Raw genomic sequence first — 16,753 nt, forward strand, 5'->3', positions numbered from 1 at the left:
GTCAGGGGCAGGCCTCTGGAACCCGCCGAGACGGGCCGCCAGAGGCTTGCCCCAATCCATTCGGTCGCCCCTCATTCGGGGTAGGAGAGACGCCAAAAAAGCGAGAAACGCATGCGATTGCAAGGCAGGCCACCATGAAAACCTCCCACCGTCCGCAAGAACTCTCCACTACTTTTCATACCGTCTCGACGTCGTTGCTGCTGCTTTCATCCATGGAGGTACAGGCCTGGCCTGCCGAGGAGACGACGCAGCCCTGGTATGGCCGAGCACCGTCTACCCACCTCGATGCCGCACACTTTGCAAGCGAGCCGACTTCCGGCAAGAGCCCCGCCCTGTTCACCTTGCGAAACGACAGCGGCCATACCCAGCGCATGGGGCTGATCAGCGGACAAAACCAGATCATTTCGACCGGCGGCGGCCTGCTGGTGATGCCCGCACAGGCCGAACCGGCCACAGATGCCCTCAACCTGAAAGGTTCGAGCCTCGGCGCCTATTGGAGCCTGACCGGCCCGGCGGGCTGGCACGTCGACCTGAGCGCCAGCGGCGGTCGGGTCAATGGCTACAGCCGCACCGAACAAGGCCAGCGCCAGGCCGCCCAAGGCCATGCAATGACGCTGTCGGTCGAAGGTGGTTTTCCTATCGGGATCAGCACCCACTGGGTGGTCGAACCCCAGGCACAACTGATCAACCAGCGCGTCACCCTGAACACGTCGAACGCCGAAAGCGGCTCCGGCGATGAACTGAGCAGTTGGAGTGGCCGTGTTGGCGCACGGCTGAAAGGGACCTATCAAGTCAACGGTCTCGGCGTGGAACCTTACGTTCGAACCAACCTGTGGCACACCGTCCAGAGCGCCGGTACCGTATCCCTGGACAAGGTCGACAAGATCAGCAGCAGCCGAAAATCCTCCACCGTCGAAGTCGGCCTGGGGCTGGTGGCTCGGGTCACGCCGGCGGTCAGCCTGTATGTCAGCGCCGATTACAGCAGCGACGTCGATGACAACGACCTCAATGGCATCATTACCAGCATGGGGGTGCGGATGCGTTGGTGAGTTATCGATATTCCAATCGCCGATTGGCCTGTAGGAGCTGTCGAGCGCAGCGAGGCTGCGATCTTTTGATCTTCGCTTGAGATTCAAGCGCCTGGGAAAAGATCGCAGCCTCGCTGCGCTCGTCAGCTCCTACAACGTAGCCCGGCGCGAGCAATCTGCCGCCACTTAAAAAACACCTCCATTAGGGCGTATAACGCTAAAAGCGTTTTATCCCTGCAAGCCGTCCGACCCTGGCTCATTTCATTGATGGAGTAACGACATGACCACAGCCCCCTTCCTCGCCAACCTGTTCCCCAGTGCCGCCGACATCCCCGACGCCTACCGCCTCGAAGGCCGGATCGAGCAGCGCGAATACCTGGTCGACGGCGTCCTGAAAGCCTGGCAAGGGCCGCTGGCCGTCGTCCGCAGCCCCGTCTACCTGACCGGCGAGCTGGGCGATGAGCAAGTGATCCTCGGCAGCACGCCACTGCTGGACGCCGAGACCGCCCTCACGGCCCTGGACGCGGCGGTCCGGGCTTACGATCGCGGCCAAGGCCAGTGGCCGACGATGCGCGTCGCCGAGCGTATCCGCCACGTGGAAACCTTCCTGGCGCGCATGCGCGAGCAGCGCGAGGCCGTGGTCAAGTTGCTGATGTGGGAGATCGGCAAGAACCTCAAGGATTCCCAGAAGGAATTCGACCGCACCTGCGATTATATCGTCGACACCATCAACGCCCTCAAGGAACTGGACCGTCGCTCCAGCCGCTTCGAGCTGGAACAGGACACCCTCGGGCAGATCCGCCGCGTGCCCCTGGGCGTGGCGTTATGCATGGGGCCCTACAACTATCCGCTGAACGAAACCTTCACCACACTGATTCCGGCCTTGATCATGGGCAACACCGTGGTGTTCAAGCCGGCCAAGCTCGGCGTCCTGCTGGTGCGCCCCCTGCTGGAAGCCTTCCGTGACAGCTTCCCGGCGGGCGTGATCAACGTGATCTACGGCAGCGGCCGGGAAACCGTCAGCGCGCTGATGGCCAGCGGCAAGATCGATATCTTCGCCTTCATCGGCACCAACAAGGCGGCCAGTGACCTGAAGAAACTCCACCCCCGTCCGCACCGCCTGCGTGCCGCCCTGGGGCTGGATGCGAAGAACCCGGGGCTGGTACTGCCGGACGTGGACTTGGACAATGCCGTCAGCGAGGCATTGACCGGCTCGCTGTCCTTCAACGGCCAGCGCTGCACGGCGCTGAAAATCCTGTTTGTCCATGAAGACGTGGCACCCGCATTCATCGAGAAATTCAACGCCAAGCTCGCCAGCCTCAAACCCGGCATGCCCTGGGAAGACGGTGTGGCGCTGACGCCATTGCCCGAAGCGGGCAAGGTCGATTACCTGCATGCGCTGGTCGCCGATGCGGTTGCCAAAGGTGCCGAAGTGAAGAATGCCCACGGTGGCGAATCGCGAAGCTCGTTTTTCTATCCGGCGGTGCTGTACCCGGTGAACACGGCGATGCGGGTCTACCACGAAGAACAGTTCGGCCCCGTCGTGCCCATCGTGCCGTACCGCGACCTCAATACCGTGGTCGATTACGTGCTGGAGTCCGATTTCGGCCAGCAGCTCAGCATCTTCGGCACTAACCCGGCACAAGTCGGCAAGCTGGTGGACATCTTCGCCAACCAGGTCGGGCGCATCAACATCAACGCCCAGTGCCAGCGTGGTCCGGACACGTTCCCGTTCAATGGCCGGAAGAACTCGGCCGAGGGCACCTTGTCCGTCCACGATGCGCTGCGCACCTTTTCCATTCGCACGCTGGTGGCAACCAAGTTCCAGGAAAACAACAAGGCGTTGATCAGCGACATCATCCGTGAGCGGGATTCCAACTTCCTGACCACGGACTACATTTTCTGATCACGCCCAAACGACGGGCTACGACAGGGCTGGACGACGCCACTTGATACCCCAGCCCTGTTGCATGCCAGCGGCCGCCAGCAGGATCGCGGCCACACCCAGCCACTGCAGCGGTTCGAGGCGATGGCCGAAGGCGAACCAGTCGACGAAGATCGCCGCGATCGGATAAATGAACGACAGCGCTCCGGTCAGTGCGGTCGGCAACCGCTGAATGGCGCTGTACAGCAGCACGTACATCACGCCGGTGTGCACCATGCCCAAGGTCAACAGGCTGGCCCAGGCCTGGGCGTGTTGCGGCAACGCCGAGAAGTTCGCCCAGGGTGCCAACAGCAACACGCCGGTGCTGACCTGGATCAGCGCGATCAGATGGGGTGGCGTGCCGGTCAGGCGCTTGATGATCAAGGCCGCGATGGCGTACAGCAACGCGGCCCCCAGTGCCAATGCGATGCCCAGCAGATAGTCTCCGCCGCCCTGCCCCTGCTCACCATGGGCACTGACGATGGCCAGCATTCCGAGAAACGACACCGCCAGCCAGAACAGTTTTTGCGCGGTAATTTTCTCCCCCAGGAACAACGCCGCCAGCCCTACCAGCATGAACGGCTGGACGTTGTACACCGCCGTGCCGATGGCTATCGACGCACGGGAGTAAGAGGCAAACAACAACACCCAGTTACCGACGATCGCCACGCCACTGAGCACCGCCAGCAGGAACGTGGTACGGGTGAGGATGCCGGGGCGCAAAAAGCCAAAGCCGGCGCAGATCAACAACAAGGTCACGGCGCCGAACACGCAGCGCCAGAACACGACATCCAGTACAGGCAGGCCGGAAACCAGTACGAACCAACCGATGGTTCCGGAAATCAGCATGGCGGCGGTCATTTCCAGCGAACCGCGGCGTAAGGTCTTGTCCATCTTCAGGCTCCTTCAGCAAGTGGGCACAGTATGCCGAGCAGACCGGGGCCTTCTCCATGGATTGAAAAAGGCTAAACTGCGTTTCGACCTTTTTTATCAAGGCAACTTCCCGCATTTGCCTAACGGAGCTGAAAATGACTGACGACATTGACCAGATCCTCATCAGTGCCCTGATGGAAGATTCCCGACGCTCGCTCAAGGCCTTGGCCAACCTCAGCGGCCTGTCCTCCCCCAGTGTCGCCGAGCGCCTTCGTCGGCTCGAGGAACGTGGCGTGCTCAGGGGCTACACCGTCGAGGTGGACCCCAAGTGCTTTGGGTATCAACTCCAGGCCATCGTGCGTATCCGCCCGCTGCCGGGACAGTTGCAGGAAGTGGAGCGGCAGATCCAGGCCATCGCTGAATTTACCGAATGCGACAAGGTCACCGGCGATGACTGCTTCATCGCGCGCCTGCACGTGCGCTCGATGGAACAGCTCGATACCTTGCTGGACAAGCTCAATGTCCATGCCGAGACCAATACCGCCATCGTCAAGAAAACACCGGTCAAGCGGCGATTACCGCCGATGGCGTAGGTATCCGCCTGGTTTTGAGCCCCTGTGGGAGCGAGCTTGCTCGCGAAGAGGCCGGCAGGCCCAACATACATGTGACTGAGCCACCGCTATCGCGAGCAAGCTCGCTCCCACAGGGGAATGCAGATTTGACCCGGCCTCGGCGCTTGTCCGAGGCCGGGAGCATGCTACTCGAGCTCTTCCAGTTCAGGGCTGCGTTGCACTTTGTGCACTTGTTCCTCAGGCGCGTTGCTCGCCTTGATCAACTTGAGCGTCTGGAGCTTGGCGCAGGCATTGACGCCATCTGCATAGACGCCGCTGTGGTTGCACTTCCAGTCGTAGAAGTTGGCCAGGGCGCCAGACAGTTGCAGGCTGTAGTCCGTGCTTTGCGTGCCCGGGCTGAACGGTTGACCGGCCGGAATGTTCTGGAACCATTTCATCCACTCATCGCCTCCCACAGGTGGCGGGTTGGCCTGGAACGTCGGGTTCATGATCGCCAATTGCTGGTACTCGGCGGTCATGTGGCAACTCAGGCAGGACGCCTGGGGGTTGTCCACCGGCCCATTGAGTCGTCCGTTCCAACCCAGGTGAGTCGGTGGCAGCTCTTGGGTGTTGGCGTTGATTGCGGTCTGTTTCAGGGCCGGGTTGATCTTGGTGACCACCGGTTTGGGGTTGGTATAGTCATTGCCGATTTCCTGGGGATCATTGCCCCACATGATCCCCACCGGCACCAGGTTGTTCCAGTTCGCCTTGCCGGTCATGGCGCCATTGTATTGGAACGTGCCGAACAACCAGCCGGTATCGCTCACGCGGGTGTCGCGCACGGCAATGTCCATCTGAATCAGCGCTACCTTGGTGACGGACCGGTTGGTCGAGGTAAAGGTTTCGGTGGTGTAGGCGTTCCAGAGCAATGGGTTTGCAAGGAACGGCACCGTCTTGACGTCTATATCGGCGAACAGCGCCTTGCAGACCACCGTGCCGTTGGCAAAGCTCTTGGGTTTCGAGGTTTGGCTTGGGTCTGGATTATCGGGGTCTTTCCAGACCTGGCCGATGGTGTAGGCGCCTATGTCGTTATAGATACCCACCGCGTAGGTCTGCCCGCTGCCGGTCTGCGTACTTGCCAGTTGCCCGGGCTGAATCGGTGCCTCCTTGGTCAGCCCGCTGATGCCTTCACGACCGTTGGGGCCGTAATGCTGCCAAGGCATGTGATACCACTGGCGAATCTTGTTCTTTTGTACTTTCCAGCCGATTTCAGTATTGCCTTCCAAGCAGTATTTTTTCACTTCCTCCATGTACGGGCGCCAGGTTTCAAAGTCATTGGAGAATGACTTGGGCAAATGTTGGAAGAATGCCGGTACCGAGGATGCGCCCGGGGCCACCGTCGGATAATCCTGGCTGAGCTGGAATGGCGCTCCGGCGTATTCACTCTTGGGCGGGGCGTAGCCGAAATCGGGGAAGACTCCGGCATGGACGCTAGCGGTGGACAAGGCCCCCGTCAGGGCCAGCCACGCAATGATCTTTCCTTGAGGCTGCTTCATCGATATCTCCTTATAGAGAGACGCCTGCCGTCCCATCGAATTGCTGAGCGATGCGCAGGGTCTCCTTCTGTTATCAGGCTTCGGCACAATGCCCAAGCTTGTTCACGGTCCACGGTCCACGCTCAATGAAGTGACACACCTCCTTGGCACCCAAAAAGTGGGCACGCTCAAACCTGGCTCTGTTAGCCGAATGCGAACGCTATCGAGGGAATATGGCGAAGACTTCGCGCGGTGATCGATCGACCAGCCGCATGCCGACCTTGGCAATGCAATCCCTTGTCATAGGTGTAGATCATTTATTCAAAGGTGCCATCATGTTTCAGGCTTTTTGCGGGCCTTTGGCCACAATGCTGAATCGCGGATAGACCCCGTACTCCGCTCCCCTAGAAGAAACGCGGTCACCCCGAACCAGGCCGGTTATGTAGGGGACAACCGCCCTTACTGGCCCAAACACATACCCTAGTATGCATACCCCCCCACCGAGGTATGTCCTGGCTGTACCGATGTAGAAGTGCCCTCGCCGCAACCGCTCAATACCATGACCCCACAGCGGACGACTCGCTATCCAGGATCGATCGAGCCCAGGCGCATGCTCGCGCAGCTGCGCTGCAACCCTGTGGGGAACTGCCCATGTCGGCTTTTTTCGAACGACTTCAACGCCGCTTGCCACCCATGGTCGTGCTCACGACACTCGCCCTCACCGGCTGTGCGGTAGGCCCCGATTTCATGGAACCCAAGAACGAACTTGGCGCCGCGCAACTGACGCCCCGCCCCGAGCATGGACGCGACGCCTCCCTGCTCCCCGCCGCCGTTCCCAGCCAATGGTGGCAACTGTTCAACGACCCGCTGCTCGCCCAACTGCAATCCCGTGCGCAGGCCGGCAACCTTGATTTGCAGATGGCCGCCGAACGCATCGATCAAAGCCGGGCGCAACTGGGGATTACCGCTTCCCGATTGCTGCCCAGCGTCGGCGCCAATGCCAGTTACGCCCGGGAGGCGCTCAGTGAACATGGCAAGTTCGCCGCGCTGGGCGCCCCGACGGCCCCCAGCAATTTCTGGCAAATGGGTTTCGATGCCAGTTGGGAAATCGACCTGTGGGGCCGGGCCCGCCGCGCGCGCGAAGGTGCGGCGGCGACGCTGGAGGCGACGGTGTTTGATCGCGAAGCCGCTCGGGTGGCGCTGTCCGCCGAAGTGGCACGGACCTACCTGCAACTGCGTGGCACCCAGGCGCAACTGGACATCGCCCAACAGAACCTGACGATCGCCGAACGCACCCTGGGCCTGGCGGAAAGCCGCGAGCGAAATGGCGTGGCGACACGCTTCGAAACCGCCTCCGCACGCGCGCAGTTGGCGACGATCAAGGCCATGCTTCCCGAACTGGCCCAGCGTCGCAATGCCCAGATGAATGCCCTTGCGCTGTTGATGGGCGAACCACCTCGCACCCTCGATGCACAGCTGCGCCAAGCCATGCCCCTGCCTTCGCTGCCCACTCAAGTGCCGGTCGGGGTGCCGTCTGAACTGGCCCAGCGACGTCCCGACATCCGGCGCGCCGAAGCGCAGCTCCACGCCGCGACCGCGGCCATCGGCGTGGCCAAGGCCGACTTCTACCCACGTATCGGCCTGAAAGGACGAATCGGTGTGGAAGCCTTCGACAGCGGCGACCTGGCCAATTGGGACGCGCGCTTCTTTTCCGTCGGGCCAACGGTTTACCTGCCGATCTTCCAGGGCGGTCGCTTGGTACAGCGCCTGGCCTTGAACGAATCACGGCAAAAGACCGCCGCCCTCGCCTATCGGCAAACCGTATTGCGCGCCTGGCACGAAGTGGACGACGCCTTGGATGCCTGGGCCGCGCAACAGCGCCAACACGACGAACTGCTGGTTTCGTATGAACAGAACCGGCAAGCATTGCACGCGGCCGAACGCGGCTATCAGCAGGGTGCCGCCGATTACCTGAGCGTTCTCACGGCGCAACTGAACCTGCTCGCCAGCCAGACCAGCCTCAATGCCAGCGCCACCAACGCCACCCTGACCGTGGTCAATCTCTTTAAGTCCCTGGGTGGCGGCTGGGGCCCGGAGCCGCATCCATGAACAGCATCGCGTTGCCGCCCGCCCAGGTCGCACCTCGCGCGGCCCCCTTGGTCACGTCGTCGAAACGCCCGCTGGTCGGTCTGGCCGGGATTTTCCTGGCGGCCATGATGGCGGGGCTGAACACCCGCGTTGGCGCGTTGGCGCTGGCGGACGTGAGAGGCGCGCTGGGCTTTGGCTTGGACGATGCGTCCTGGCTCACCACCGCGTATAGCGCCGGGGAGCTGATCGCCATGCCCTTTGCCGCGTGGTTTGCCCTGACGCTCTCGCTCCGGCGCCTTGAGCTGTGGACGCTCGCCACGTGTACATCGCTGGCGCTGCTCCTGCCTTTCGTCCATGACCTCGATCTGCTCCTGGGCCTGCGTTTCGTGCAAGGCATCGCCAGCGGCACGACGATCCCGTTGCTGATGATGGCGGCCCTGAAATTCCTGCCGCCCCCCATACGGTTGTACGGCCTGGCGATGTACGCGATGACCGCGACCTTCGCGCCCAACCTGGCCATTTGGCTGGCGGGGCATTGGACGGACCAACTGCAGGACTGGCGCTGGGTGTATTGGCAGATCGTCCCTCTGGCCCTGATCGCGGCCGGCTTGATCGCCTGGGGGCTGCCACGTGAACCGGTCCAGTTCCCACGCTTTCGCCAGGCCAATTGGGCCGGCATGGCCTGCGGTGTCCCGGCGCTTGGTTTGCTGACCGTCGCCCTGGATCAAGGCATTCGACTGGATTGGTTTCATTCACCGCTGGTCACTTCGACACTGGTCGCGGGCCTGGCCTTGCTGGCGATCTACCTGTTGACCGAATGGTTTCATCCCTCGCCGTTCATCAAGTTGCAGATCCTGGGGCGTCGCAACCTGGGTCTGGGTTGCATTCTGTTCGTCTCGCTGCTGGTGGTGCTGCTATCCGGTTCGTTGCTACCGGCCAGTTACCTCGGGCCACTGCAGGACTATCGCCCGTTGCAGATGGCCGCGATCGGGCTAATCGTTGCGCTGCCGCAGTTATTCCTGGGAGCACTGGTGGCGCTGCTGCTGTACCAGAAGTGGGTCGATGCGCGCTTCATGTTCGCGTTGGGATTATGCCTGATCGCCCTGGCCTGCCTTTGCGGCGCGCAATTGACCAGCGACTGGAACCGCGACCAGTTCGTCGTGGCGCAAACGCTACAGGCCTTTGGACAACCGATGGCCGTGGTGTCGATGCTGTTTTTGATCACCAGCGTGGTGCAGCCAGCCGAGGGCCCGTATGTGTCCGGCACCATCAATACCCTGCGCGCCTTCGGGTCGTTGTTCGGTGCGGCCCTGGTCGGACAGCTCGTGGTCGTGAGCGGCCGCTTCCATGGGGAAATGTTGCTGGACCAGGCGGCCCTGGCCAGCAATGCCCTGGCCTCGGCGCCGCCCCCCTCAGCACTGCTGGGCATCGTCAGCCAGCAGTCGCTGGTGTTGTCGATCGCCGATGCCTATCGCGCGTTGGGCCTGCTGGCACTGCTGCTGATTCCCCTCGTGCTGCGACTGACCTACATCCCGGCGCCTGCCAGTCAGGCCGCCTCATCCTCATCCTCACATGGGTAATTCATCATGGCCTTATCGAAGAAAGCCCAGATCATCAGTGTCGTTCTGCTCGCCGTGGCAGCCGCCGGGGTGCTCTACGTCAATCGCCCTGAATCCAGCGCATCGACACAGTCAACGGACGACGCTTATGTCCACGCGGACTTCACCACAGTCGCGCCGCAGGTGTCCGGTACGGTCGAGACGGTGTTGATCGAAGACAACCAGCGGGTCGAGAAAGGCGACTTGCTGGCGACACTGGACGACCGTGATTTCGTCGCCGCCGTGAACGCGGCCAACGCCCAGGTCGCCAGTGCCCGGGCCAGCATCGCCAGCCTGCAAGCGCACCTGAGCCGGCAGCAAACCGCCATCCGCCAGGCTCAGGCGGCGGTGGCCGCGGACGAGGCGGCGCTGAAACTGGCCAGTGCCAACCAAGCGCGGTATCGCAATTTGGCCAACGATGGCTCGGGTACCGTGCAAGCGCGACAACAGGCCGAAGCGCAATTGAGCATCCAACAGGCGCGCCGGGACAGGAGCGAGGCGGGCTTGCAGGCGGCCCGGCAGCAAGTGGATGTCCTCAAGGCCGATCTGGAAAAAGCCCAGGCCACCCTCGCCCATGCCCAAGCCACGCAGGCCATCGAGGAACTGAAGCTGTCCTATACCCGCATCACGGCGCCGATCGCCGGCACCATAGGACGGAAATCCGTGCGCATCGGCGCATTCGTGAATACCGGGCAACCGTTGCTGGCGATTGTGCCGCTCGACGCCGTCTACATCACCGCCAACTTCCGCGAGACGCAACTGGCGCGCGTCGCGATGGGCCAGGCCGTGGACATCACGGTGGATGCGTTGCCGGGCGAGTCGCTGCTCGGCACCGTGCAAAGCCTGGGACCTGCCAGCGGCGTCAGCTATTCAGCCATTGCGCCGCACAACGCCACCGGCAACTTCACCAAGATCGTCCAGCGCTTGCCCGTGCGCATTCGCATCGATCCCGACCAACCCGCCGCGGCGAAACTGCGGGTGGGGATGTCCGTGACCCCGCATATCCGCATTGATGGATAAATGCCAAGCCTGTGGGAGCGAGGCTTGCTCCCACAGTCGCCTAAGCAAATAACTTAAAGTTATTTATTATCATTTTTTTAGATCATTTAGATTAAGCCTTAAGCCCAATGGCTTCGCGGTATTGCCTTCAAGGAACGTTGGCATTCACCTACCTTCAGTCACGGCAATCTCATTAACGGGCCACCGTCATGCAGCTTCTAACACTACCTCCCTCCCCCGGCCTGGCCACCTCGATCCGTGCCACCGCCCAGGTCTTCGAAGACCCCACCTCCCGCGCCTTGCTGGCTCACCTGCAACAAGTCGCGCCCAGTGAAGCCAGCGTGTTGATCATCGGCCAGACCGGGACCGGCAAGGAACTGGTGGCGCGCCACGTCCACAACCTCAGCGCCCGTCGCCACAAGCCCTTCGTTGCGGTCAACTGCGGGGCGTTTTCCGAGAGCCTGGTGGAGGCCGAGCTGTTCGGGCATGAAAAAGGCGCCTTTACCGGCGCGTTGACAGCCAAGGCCGGCTGGTTCGAGGAAGCGGACGGCGGCACCCTGTTCCTTGATGAAATCGGGGATTTGCCGTTGCCGATCCAGGTCAAGTTGCTGCGGGTATTGCAGGAACGTGAAGTGGTCCGGCTGGGTTCGCGCAAAAGCATCAAGATCGATGTACGTGTGTTGGCGGCCACCAACGTACAGCTGGAAAGAGCCATCAATGCCGGGCATTTTCGCGAAGACCTTTATTACCGTTTGAACGTGGTCAGCCTGGTGCTCAAGCCGCTGCGCGAACGTCCCGGCGACATTCTGCCGCTGATACGCCATTTCATTGCGCAGTACAGCCACAGGCTCGGTCACGGCGAGGTGACGTTGGATGCCCAGGCGCAGCGCAAGTTGCTCGATTATTCCTGGCCGGGGAATATCCGCGAGCTGGAAAACGTCATTCACCACACGCTGCTGATTTGCCGTAACAAAGTGATTGGTGTGCAGGACCTGCACCTGTCGAACTTGCGCATCGAGCGCCAGGACAACCTGCCCGAATCCGTCCCCCAAAGTGCAGAGGCGCTCTTGCAGAAAGCCTTCGAGAAACTGCTCGAGCAAGGGCATGGCGATGTGTATGAAAAGGTCGAGGCCGAGTTATTGCGCACCGCCTACCGATACGCCAATTGCAATCAAGTCCATACCGCAAGCCTGCTGGGCCTGAGCCGCAACGTCACCCGCACATTGCTGATCAGGATTGGCGAGTTGGTGGTCAATCGACGCCGCCCGGCACTGGACACCCGGGATGGCCGGGTGATCAACCTGTCGACCTGACGCCCACGTCTTTGTGGCGAGGGAGCTTGCTCCCGCTGGGGTGCGAAGCGCCCCCATTGAGGCGGATGACATCCATCTGATACACCGCGGTGACTGGCTTTGGGGCCGCTGCGCAGCCCAGCGGGAGCAAGCTCCCTCGCCACAAAAAAGCGATTCGGTGGCGTGTCAATTTTGTAGAGCTCCACTCGCCACACCGCAAAAGTCCACACCGCTCGAACGCCTGGCCGCATCTCGTGGCGAGGGAGCTTGCTCCCGCTGGGTGCGAAGCGCCCCCATTGAGGCGGATGACATCCATCTGATACACCGCGGTGACTGGCTTGAGGGCCGCTGCGCAGCCCAGCGGGAGCAAGCTCCCTCGCCACAAAAAGCGTTTCGGTGGCGTGTCAATTTTGTAGAGCTCCGCTCGCCACACCGCAAAAATCCACACCGCTCGAACGCCTGGCCGCATCTCGTGGCGAGGGAGCGACCGGTCGCTGCGATGCCTCAGGATTCCTTGCTGCAATCACGCGGGGTAATGCCTTTTTCCCGGGCGTACTGGTGCGAAGAGGCTTCGATGATCGGCCGCAACAAGGCGCGGTCGGCCTGCACCCAGTCACTGATCAGCTTCCACTGGCCACCGTCCCATTGCTGGAAACGCACCGCACCACCGCCCTCATGGTCCGCGCACGACAACTGCAACGGCTGCACCAGCCCCAACGCCCCCAGTTCCTTGAGTCGGGCGTCGTCGAGTTTGAGATGCTCGAAGCCCCAACGCACCTGCTCACCCGTCAGGGGTTGCTGGCCGAATTTCTGCTGGGCAATGCGCAGCGCTTCTACGTTGAGAATGCCGTTGACCACGCCGAGGTTGTAATACACGGTGCCGAAACGCTTGGGATCGGCCAGGTCGCCATGGCCGGCGTCCACCACCTGCTGCTTGATGCCCTGCAACACCGGGAAATCGGTGCCCGAAGGGTGCGTGGTGATGGCGATGAAGCCCTTGGCCGCGGCACCGGCCGGCGCGGCGTCATCTTCGGAGTTGCTCCAGATATTGCCGATGATGTGGTCGGCCGGGAACCCGACTTTCTGCGCGGTTTTCAGCGCCACCGGGTTCATCACCCCCCAACCGCGCAGGATCACCCAATCGGGTTTTTCCCGACGGATATTCAGCCACTGCGATTGTTGTTCGTTGCCCGGGTGCGGCACCTCCAGCAAGGTCAGCGCAAAGCCGTACTTGTCGGCCAGGGTTTGCAGGACCTCGTTGGTTTCCTTGCCATAGGGCGAACCGTGATACAGGGTGACGATCTTCAAGCCCTTGAGCTTGTCCAACCCGCCGGCGCGCTGGCCGATGTAGTTGATGATCGCCGAGACCTCGGAGTACGGATTCAATTGCAATGGGAAGACGTAGGGAAACACGCTGCCATCGGTGGAGTCCGTGCGACCGTGGTTGATGGTGATCAGTGGCAGCTTGTCGGCGGTCGAGCGCTCCAGCGTGGCGTAGGCAATGCCCACCGACAGCGGGTTGGTGGCCGCCGCTGGCGCACCGTTCAAGCCTTTCTTCAGCCGTTCGTAGCACTCGACGCCTTTTTCCACCACGTATTCGGTCTCGCACTCGCTCCAGGTCAGCTTGACGCCGTTCACGCCGCCATTGGCGTTGACGTACTTGAGATAGTCGATGAAACCACCGAAAAAACCGCTGCCGCCAGCCGCATAAGGGCCGACGCGATAGCTTTGCAGCGGGAAGTATTGTTCGTTGTCCGCTTGGACGGTAAAGGCCGTGGCGGTGAGGCTCAAGGCCAGTGCCAGGCTGCTGGCGAATGATCGTTTGAACATCGGGATTTCCTTGTTATGGAGCCATAAATAAGCCAACAAAATGGAACTGCAAACCCGCGTTGTGCGGTTCGCTCAGTAGCGCAACGGCCACAGCCGTGCGCGCTGGCGAAATCTCTGCCAAAGACGCGCGAGGCCCTCTGGCTCTTTGATCAGGAACAGGATGATCAGGGCGCCGAATATCATTTTCTGCAGGTTCTCCACCTGGCCGGCGTCCACCAGCCCAACGGGCAGCAGCGATACCAGGTTCGAGAGCAGCACCGGAAACAGCACGATGAAGGCCGCGCCGAGGAAGTTGCCCAGCAGGCTGCCGAGGCCGCCGATAATGATGATGAACAGGATCTGGAACGACCGATTGAGGTCGAATCCGTGGGGCTCTACCGTCCCCAGGTAAGCGAAAGCCCAGAGCGCGCCGGCCACCCCGAGGAAAAAGCCGCTGATGGCGAACGCCAGCAGCTTGGTTTTCGCCAACGCAATGCCGATGACCGCAGCGGCGGTGTCCATGTCGCGCACTGCCATCCAGTTGCGCCCCAACTCACTGCGTACCAGGTTCTTGCCCAGCCAGAACAGCGCCACCACCACGGTCAGGGTCAACAGATAGCGGCCAACGGGCGCATCGAGGTTCACCCCTAACACATCCAGGCGCGGCGCGCTGATGACGCCCGAGGCGCTGTTATTGGAAAACCAACTGAACCGGGTCAGCGCCCAGGTCACGAAGAACTGCGCCGCCAGGGTCGAGACCAGCAGGTAGAAGCCTTTGATACGCAGGCTCGGCAGGCCGAACAGCACCGCCACCAGTGCCGCCATCAACCCGCCCAGGGCAATGCTGACCAGCAACGGCAAGCCAGCGACCCGTATTTCCAGGTTGTAGGTGGCAAAGGCTCCCACCGCCATGAACGCCGCTGAACCGAGGGACAGCTGCCCGGCATAACCGGTGAGCAAATTGAGCCCCAACCCGGCCAGGGACAGCACCAGGAACGGAATCAGGATCGCGCTGAGCCAATAGTCATTGCCTAGCCAAGGCACCCCGACGAAGGCAAACAGCAGCAATGCGGCCAGCCCGTGACGGTCCTGGCGCAGGGCGTAGACCCGACGGTCCTGGGCATAACGTGTGCTGAACTGGCCTGCTTCCCGATAGAACATAGATGCGCCCCCTAAACCCGTTCGATGGCCCGTTCGCCAAACAACCCCGCCGGCCGCACCAACAGGAACAGCAGCGCCAGCACGTAGGGAAACCAGTTCTCGATGCCGCTGCCGATGAAGGGCCCGAGGTAAACCTCCGCCAGTTTCTCCGAGGCACCGATGATCAAGCCGCCGACAATCGCCCCGCTGATGGAGGTGAAGCCACCGATGATCAGCACCGGCAAGGCCTTGAATACCACCAGCGAGAGCGAGAACTGCACGCCCAGGCGCGCGCCCCAGAGCAGGCCGGCGACCAGCCCGACAAACCCCGCCACCGACCACACCACCACCCAGACCCGCTGCAAACGAATGCCCACGGCCAGCGCCGCCAAGGGATCATCGGCCACCGCTCGCAGCGACAACCCGAGGCGAGTCTTGTTGAACAGCCAGGACAACAGCAGCACCAGGGACGCTGCCGTCAACGCGGCAAAAATGTCGAACTGCGACAACAACATCCCGCCCAGTTCCAGCGGTTCATCGCTGATGCCCAAGTCCAGGCCGTGCACCTGGGCGCCCCACAGCGCCTGGGCGAAGCCCTCGATGACGTAGGACAAGCCAAGGGTGGCCATGAAGAGTGTGATCGGCGACCGGTTGACCAAGGGCCGCAGCACCACCCGCTCCACCGCCACGGCGATCAGCACCATGGCCGCCAAGCTGATGAGAAACGCCAGCCAGAACGGCACACCCCGCTCCAGCAGGCTGACGAAGGTCAGCGCCGAGAACAGCACCATCGCGCCCTGGGCGAAATTGAACACCCCGGAGGCCTTGTAGATCAGCACGAAACCGATGGCCACCAAGGCATACATCACCCCCGCCAACAACCCGCCAATCAGCACTTCAAAGAAAAATTCCATCGCTGTTCCTAATGCTGTCCAGTCAATACAAACGAGGATCCTGTAGCCAAGGATTGCTCCCGCTGGGCTGCGCGGTAGGAGCTGTCGAGCCGAGCGAGGCTGCGATCTTTTCCCAGACACTTGAGTCTCAAGCGAAAGATCAAAAGATCAAAAGATCAAAAGATCGCAGGCTTCGCCAGCTCCTACAGAGCCCAGCGGGAAGGCATCAAATATCCGGTATCAGTGGCGAGTGCCCAGGTAGGCCGAAATGACCTCGGGGTTCTGCCGTACGTCTTCGGGCGAGCCGTCGCCGATCTTGCGACCGTAGTCGAGCACCACCACGTGGTCGCTGATGTCCATGACCACGCCGATGTCGTGCTCGATCAGCACCACCGTCGTACCCAGCTCACGGTTGATGTCGACGATAAAGCGGCTCATCTGTCGCTTCTCGTCGGCGTTCATCCCGGCCATGGGTTCATCCAGCAGCAACAGCCGAGGCTCCGCCGCCAGTGCGCGGGCCAGCTCCACTCGTTTCTGCAAGCCATAGGGCAGCGTGCCCACCAGGACGTCGCGCCAAGGCTGCAAATGCAGGAACGCGATGACCCGTTCGGCCGCTTCGCGCTGATGATCATCCTCGGCCCGGGCGCGACCGATGCGCAGTGCCTGCTCGATCCAGGTGCTGCGGCGCTTGAGGTTGCGCCCGGTGAGCACGTTGTCGAGCACGCTCATGCCCTTGAACAGCGCGATATTCTGGAATGTCCGGGCAATGCCGCGGACCGCCACATCGTGGGGACGCATCCGGCGCCGCTCCTGCCGATCAAAACGAATGTGCCCGTCCTGGGCCTGGTACACGCCGCTGATGACATTCAGCAGCGAACTCTTGCCGGCGCCGTTGGGGCCGATCAAGGCGCAGATTTCACCGGTGGCGACGCGAAAGCTGATGTCCGTGATCGCTTTGACACCTTTGAATGACAGTGAAATATGTTCCAGCTCCAGCAAATGCGTAATGGCCGTCTGGGTCAT

The 16,753-nt window shown here is 61.8% G+C and carries 13 protein-coding genes; 7 read left to right on the forward strand and 6 right to left on the reverse strand.

Annotated elements, in window-relative coordinates; genetic code table 11:
- The first annotated feature begins 134 nt into the window (after positions 1-134).
- The gene (locus tag ACLH0I_RS17235) at positions 135-1,049 is read left to right on the forward strand and encodes an autotransporter outer membrane beta-barrel domain-containing protein (protein WP_250964899.1); all 915 of its coding nucleotides are present in this window, start codon (positions 135-137) and stop codon (positions 1,047-1,049) included.
- 259 nt (positions 1,050-1,308) lie between these two features.
- A complete protein-coding gene (locus tag ACLH0I_RS17240; protein ID WP_411384887.1) occupies positions 1,309-2,934 on the forward strand; it encodes an NADP-dependent glyceraldehyde-3-phosphate dehydrogenase in 1,626 nt (541 codons plus the stop codon).
- 18 nt (positions 2,935-2,952) lie between these two features.
- Here ACLH0I_RS17240 and ACLH0I_RS17245 read toward each other — a convergent pair whose 3' ends face one another.
- Positions 2,953-3,846 carry a DMT family transporter gene (locus tag ACLH0I_RS17245; protein ID WP_186705726.1) on the reverse strand — a complete coding sequence of 298 codons (894 nt, stop codon included), beginning with the start codon at positions 3,844-3,846 and terminating at the stop codon, positions 2,953-2,955.
- A 134-nt stretch (positions 3,847-3,980) separates the two neighbouring features.
- Between ACLH0I_RS17245 and ACLH0I_RS17250 the strand changes: the two genes are divergently transcribed.
- Entirely contained in the window at positions 3,981-4,418 is a 438-nt protein-coding gene (locus ACLH0I_RS17250) for an Lrp/AsnC family transcriptional regulator (RefSeq protein ID WP_003202176.1), read from the forward strand.
- A 164-nt stretch (positions 4,419-4,582) separates the two neighbouring features.
- Here the strand turns inward: ACLH0I_RS17250 and ACLH0I_RS17255 are convergent, their stop codons facing one another.
- Positions 4,583-5,932 carry a hypothetical protein gene (locus ACLH0I_RS17255; RefSeq protein WP_250964896.1) on the reverse strand — a complete coding sequence of 450 codons (1,350 nt, stop codon included), beginning with the start codon at positions 5,930-5,932 and terminating at the stop codon, positions 4,583-4,585.
- A 630-nt stretch (positions 5,933-6,562) separates the two neighbouring features.
- Here ACLH0I_RS17255 and ACLH0I_RS17260 point away from each other — a divergent pair.
- The 4 genes from ACLH0I_RS17260 (at position 6,563) to ACLH0I_RS17275 (ending at position 11,909) form a co-directional block, all read left to right on the forward strand.
- Positions 6,563-8,020 carry an efflux transporter outer membrane subunit gene (locus ACLH0I_RS17260; RefSeq protein WP_250964895.1) on the forward strand — a complete coding sequence of 486 codons (1,458 nt, stop codon included), beginning with the start codon at positions 6,563-6,565 and terminating at the stop codon, positions 8,018-8,020.
- Positions 8,017-9,579: an MFS transporter gene (locus ACLH0I_RS17265; protein ID WP_411384888.1), complete on the forward strand. Its 1,563-nt coding sequence runs from the start codon at positions 8,017-8,019 to the stop codon at positions 9,577-9,579. Before ACLH0I_RS17260 ends, ACLH0I_RS17265 begins: the two co-directional genes overlap by 4 nt.
- A gap of 6 nt (positions 9,580-9,585) precedes the next feature.
- A complete protein-coding gene (locus tag ACLH0I_RS17270) occupies positions 9,586-10,617 on the forward strand; it encodes an HlyD family secretion protein (RefSeq protein WP_250964893.1) in 1,032 nt (343 codons plus the stop codon).
- A 188-nt stretch (positions 10,618-10,805) separates the two neighbouring features.
- Entirely contained in the window at positions 10,806-11,909 is a 1,104-nt protein-coding gene (locus ACLH0I_RS17275; RefSeq protein ID WP_411384889.1) for a sigma-54 interaction domain-containing protein, read from the forward strand.
- A 483-nt stretch (positions 11,910-12,392) separates the two neighbouring features.
- On the opposite strand, the gene ACLH0I_RS17280 is transcribed toward ACLH0I_RS17275, so the two are convergent.
- From ACLH0I_RS17280 to ACLH0I_RS17295, 4 genes are all read right to left on the reverse strand, one after another.
- Positions 12,393-13,718 (reverse strand): ABC transporter substrate-binding protein, encoded by a 1,326-nt coding sequence (locus ACLH0I_RS17280; protein ID WP_411384890.1) that lies wholly within the window; start codon positions 13,716-13,718, stop codon positions 12,393-12,395.
- A gap of 72 nt (positions 13,719-13,790) precedes the next feature.
- Positions 13,791-14,858: a branched-chain amino acid ABC transporter permease gene (locus ACLH0I_RS17285; protein ID WP_411384891.1), complete on the reverse strand. Its 1,068-nt coding sequence runs from the start codon at positions 14,856-14,858 to the stop codon at positions 13,791-13,793.
- Positions 14,859-14,869: 11 nt separating this feature from the next.
- Positions 14,870-15,751, reverse strand: a complete 882-nt coding sequence (locus ACLH0I_RS17290; protein ID WP_411384892.1) for a branched-chain amino acid ABC transporter permease — start codon at positions 15,749-15,751, stop codon at positions 14,870-14,872.
- Positions 15,752-15,970: 219 nt separating this feature from the next.
- Positions 15,971-16,753 carry an ABC transporter ATP-binding protein gene (locus tag ACLH0I_RS17295; RefSeq protein ID WP_250964888.1) on the reverse strand — a complete coding sequence of 261 codons (783 nt, stop codon included), beginning with the start codon at positions 16,751-16,753 and terminating at the stop codon, positions 15,971-15,973.

Source organism: Pseudomonas sp. MPB03, from assembly GCF_046605385.1.
Taxonomy (GTDB): Bacteria; Pseudomonadota; Gammaproteobacteria; order Pseudomonadales; family Pseudomonadaceae; genus Aquipseudomonas; species Aquipseudomonas zanjanensis.

What these genes read in the sequence shown, in the direction of transcription:
- ACLH0I_RS17275 (WP_411384889.1), top strand. Translation starts at nt 10,806, where the DNA reads ATGCAGCTTCTAACACTACCTCCCTCCCCCGGCCTGGCCACCTCGATC.
- ACLH0I_RS17250 (WP_003202176.1), top strand. Translation starts at nt 3,981, where the DNA reads ATGACTGACGACATTGACCAGATCCTCATCAGTGCCCTGATGGAAGAT.
- ACLH0I_RS17280 (WP_411384890.1), bottom strand. Translation starts at nt 13,718, where the DNA reads ATGTTCAAACGATCATTCGCCAGCAGCCTGGCACTGGCCTTGAGCCTC.
- ACLH0I_RS17240 (WP_411384887.1), top strand. Translation starts at nt 1,309, where the DNA reads ATGACCACAGCCCCCTTCCTCGCCAACCTGTTCCCCAGTGCCGCCGAC.
- ACLH0I_RS17285 (WP_411384891.1), bottom strand. Translation starts at nt 14,858, where the DNA reads ATGTTCTATCGGGAAGCAGGCCAGTTCAGCACACGTTATGCCCAGGAC.
- ACLH0I_RS17265 (WP_411384888.1), top strand. Translation starts at nt 8,017, where the DNA reads ATGAACAGCATCGCGTTGCCGCCCGCCCAGGTCGCACCTCGCGCGGCC.
- ACLH0I_RS17260 (WP_250964895.1), top strand. Translation starts at nt 6,563, where the DNA reads ATGTCGGCTTTTTTCGAACGACTTCAACGCCGCTTGCCACCCATGGTC.
- ACLH0I_RS17255 (WP_250964896.1), bottom strand. Translation starts at nt 5,932, where the DNA reads ATGAAGCAGCCTCAAGGAAAGATCATTGCGTGGCTGGCCCTGACGGGG.
- ACLH0I_RS17270 (WP_250964893.1), top strand. Translation starts at nt 9,586, where the DNA reads ATGGCCTTATCGAAGAAAGCCCAGATCATCAGTGTCGTTCTGCTCGCC.
- ACLH0I_RS17295 (WP_250964888.1), bottom strand. Translation starts at nt 16,753, where the DNA reads ATGACCCAGACGGCCATTACGCATTTGCTGGAGCTGGAACATATTTCA.
- ACLH0I_RS17290 (WP_411384892.1), bottom strand. Translation starts at nt 15,751, where the DNA reads ATGGAATTTTTCTTTGAAGTGCTGATTGGCGGGTTGTTGGCGGGGGTG.
- ACLH0I_RS17235 (WP_250964899.1), top strand. Translation starts at nt 135, where the DNA reads ATGAAAACCTCCCACCGTCCGCAAGAACTCTCCACTACTTTTCATACC.
- ACLH0I_RS17245 (WP_186705726.1), bottom strand. Translation starts at nt 3,846, where the DNA reads ATGGACAAGACCTTACGCCGCGGTTCGCTGGAAATGACCGCCGCCATG.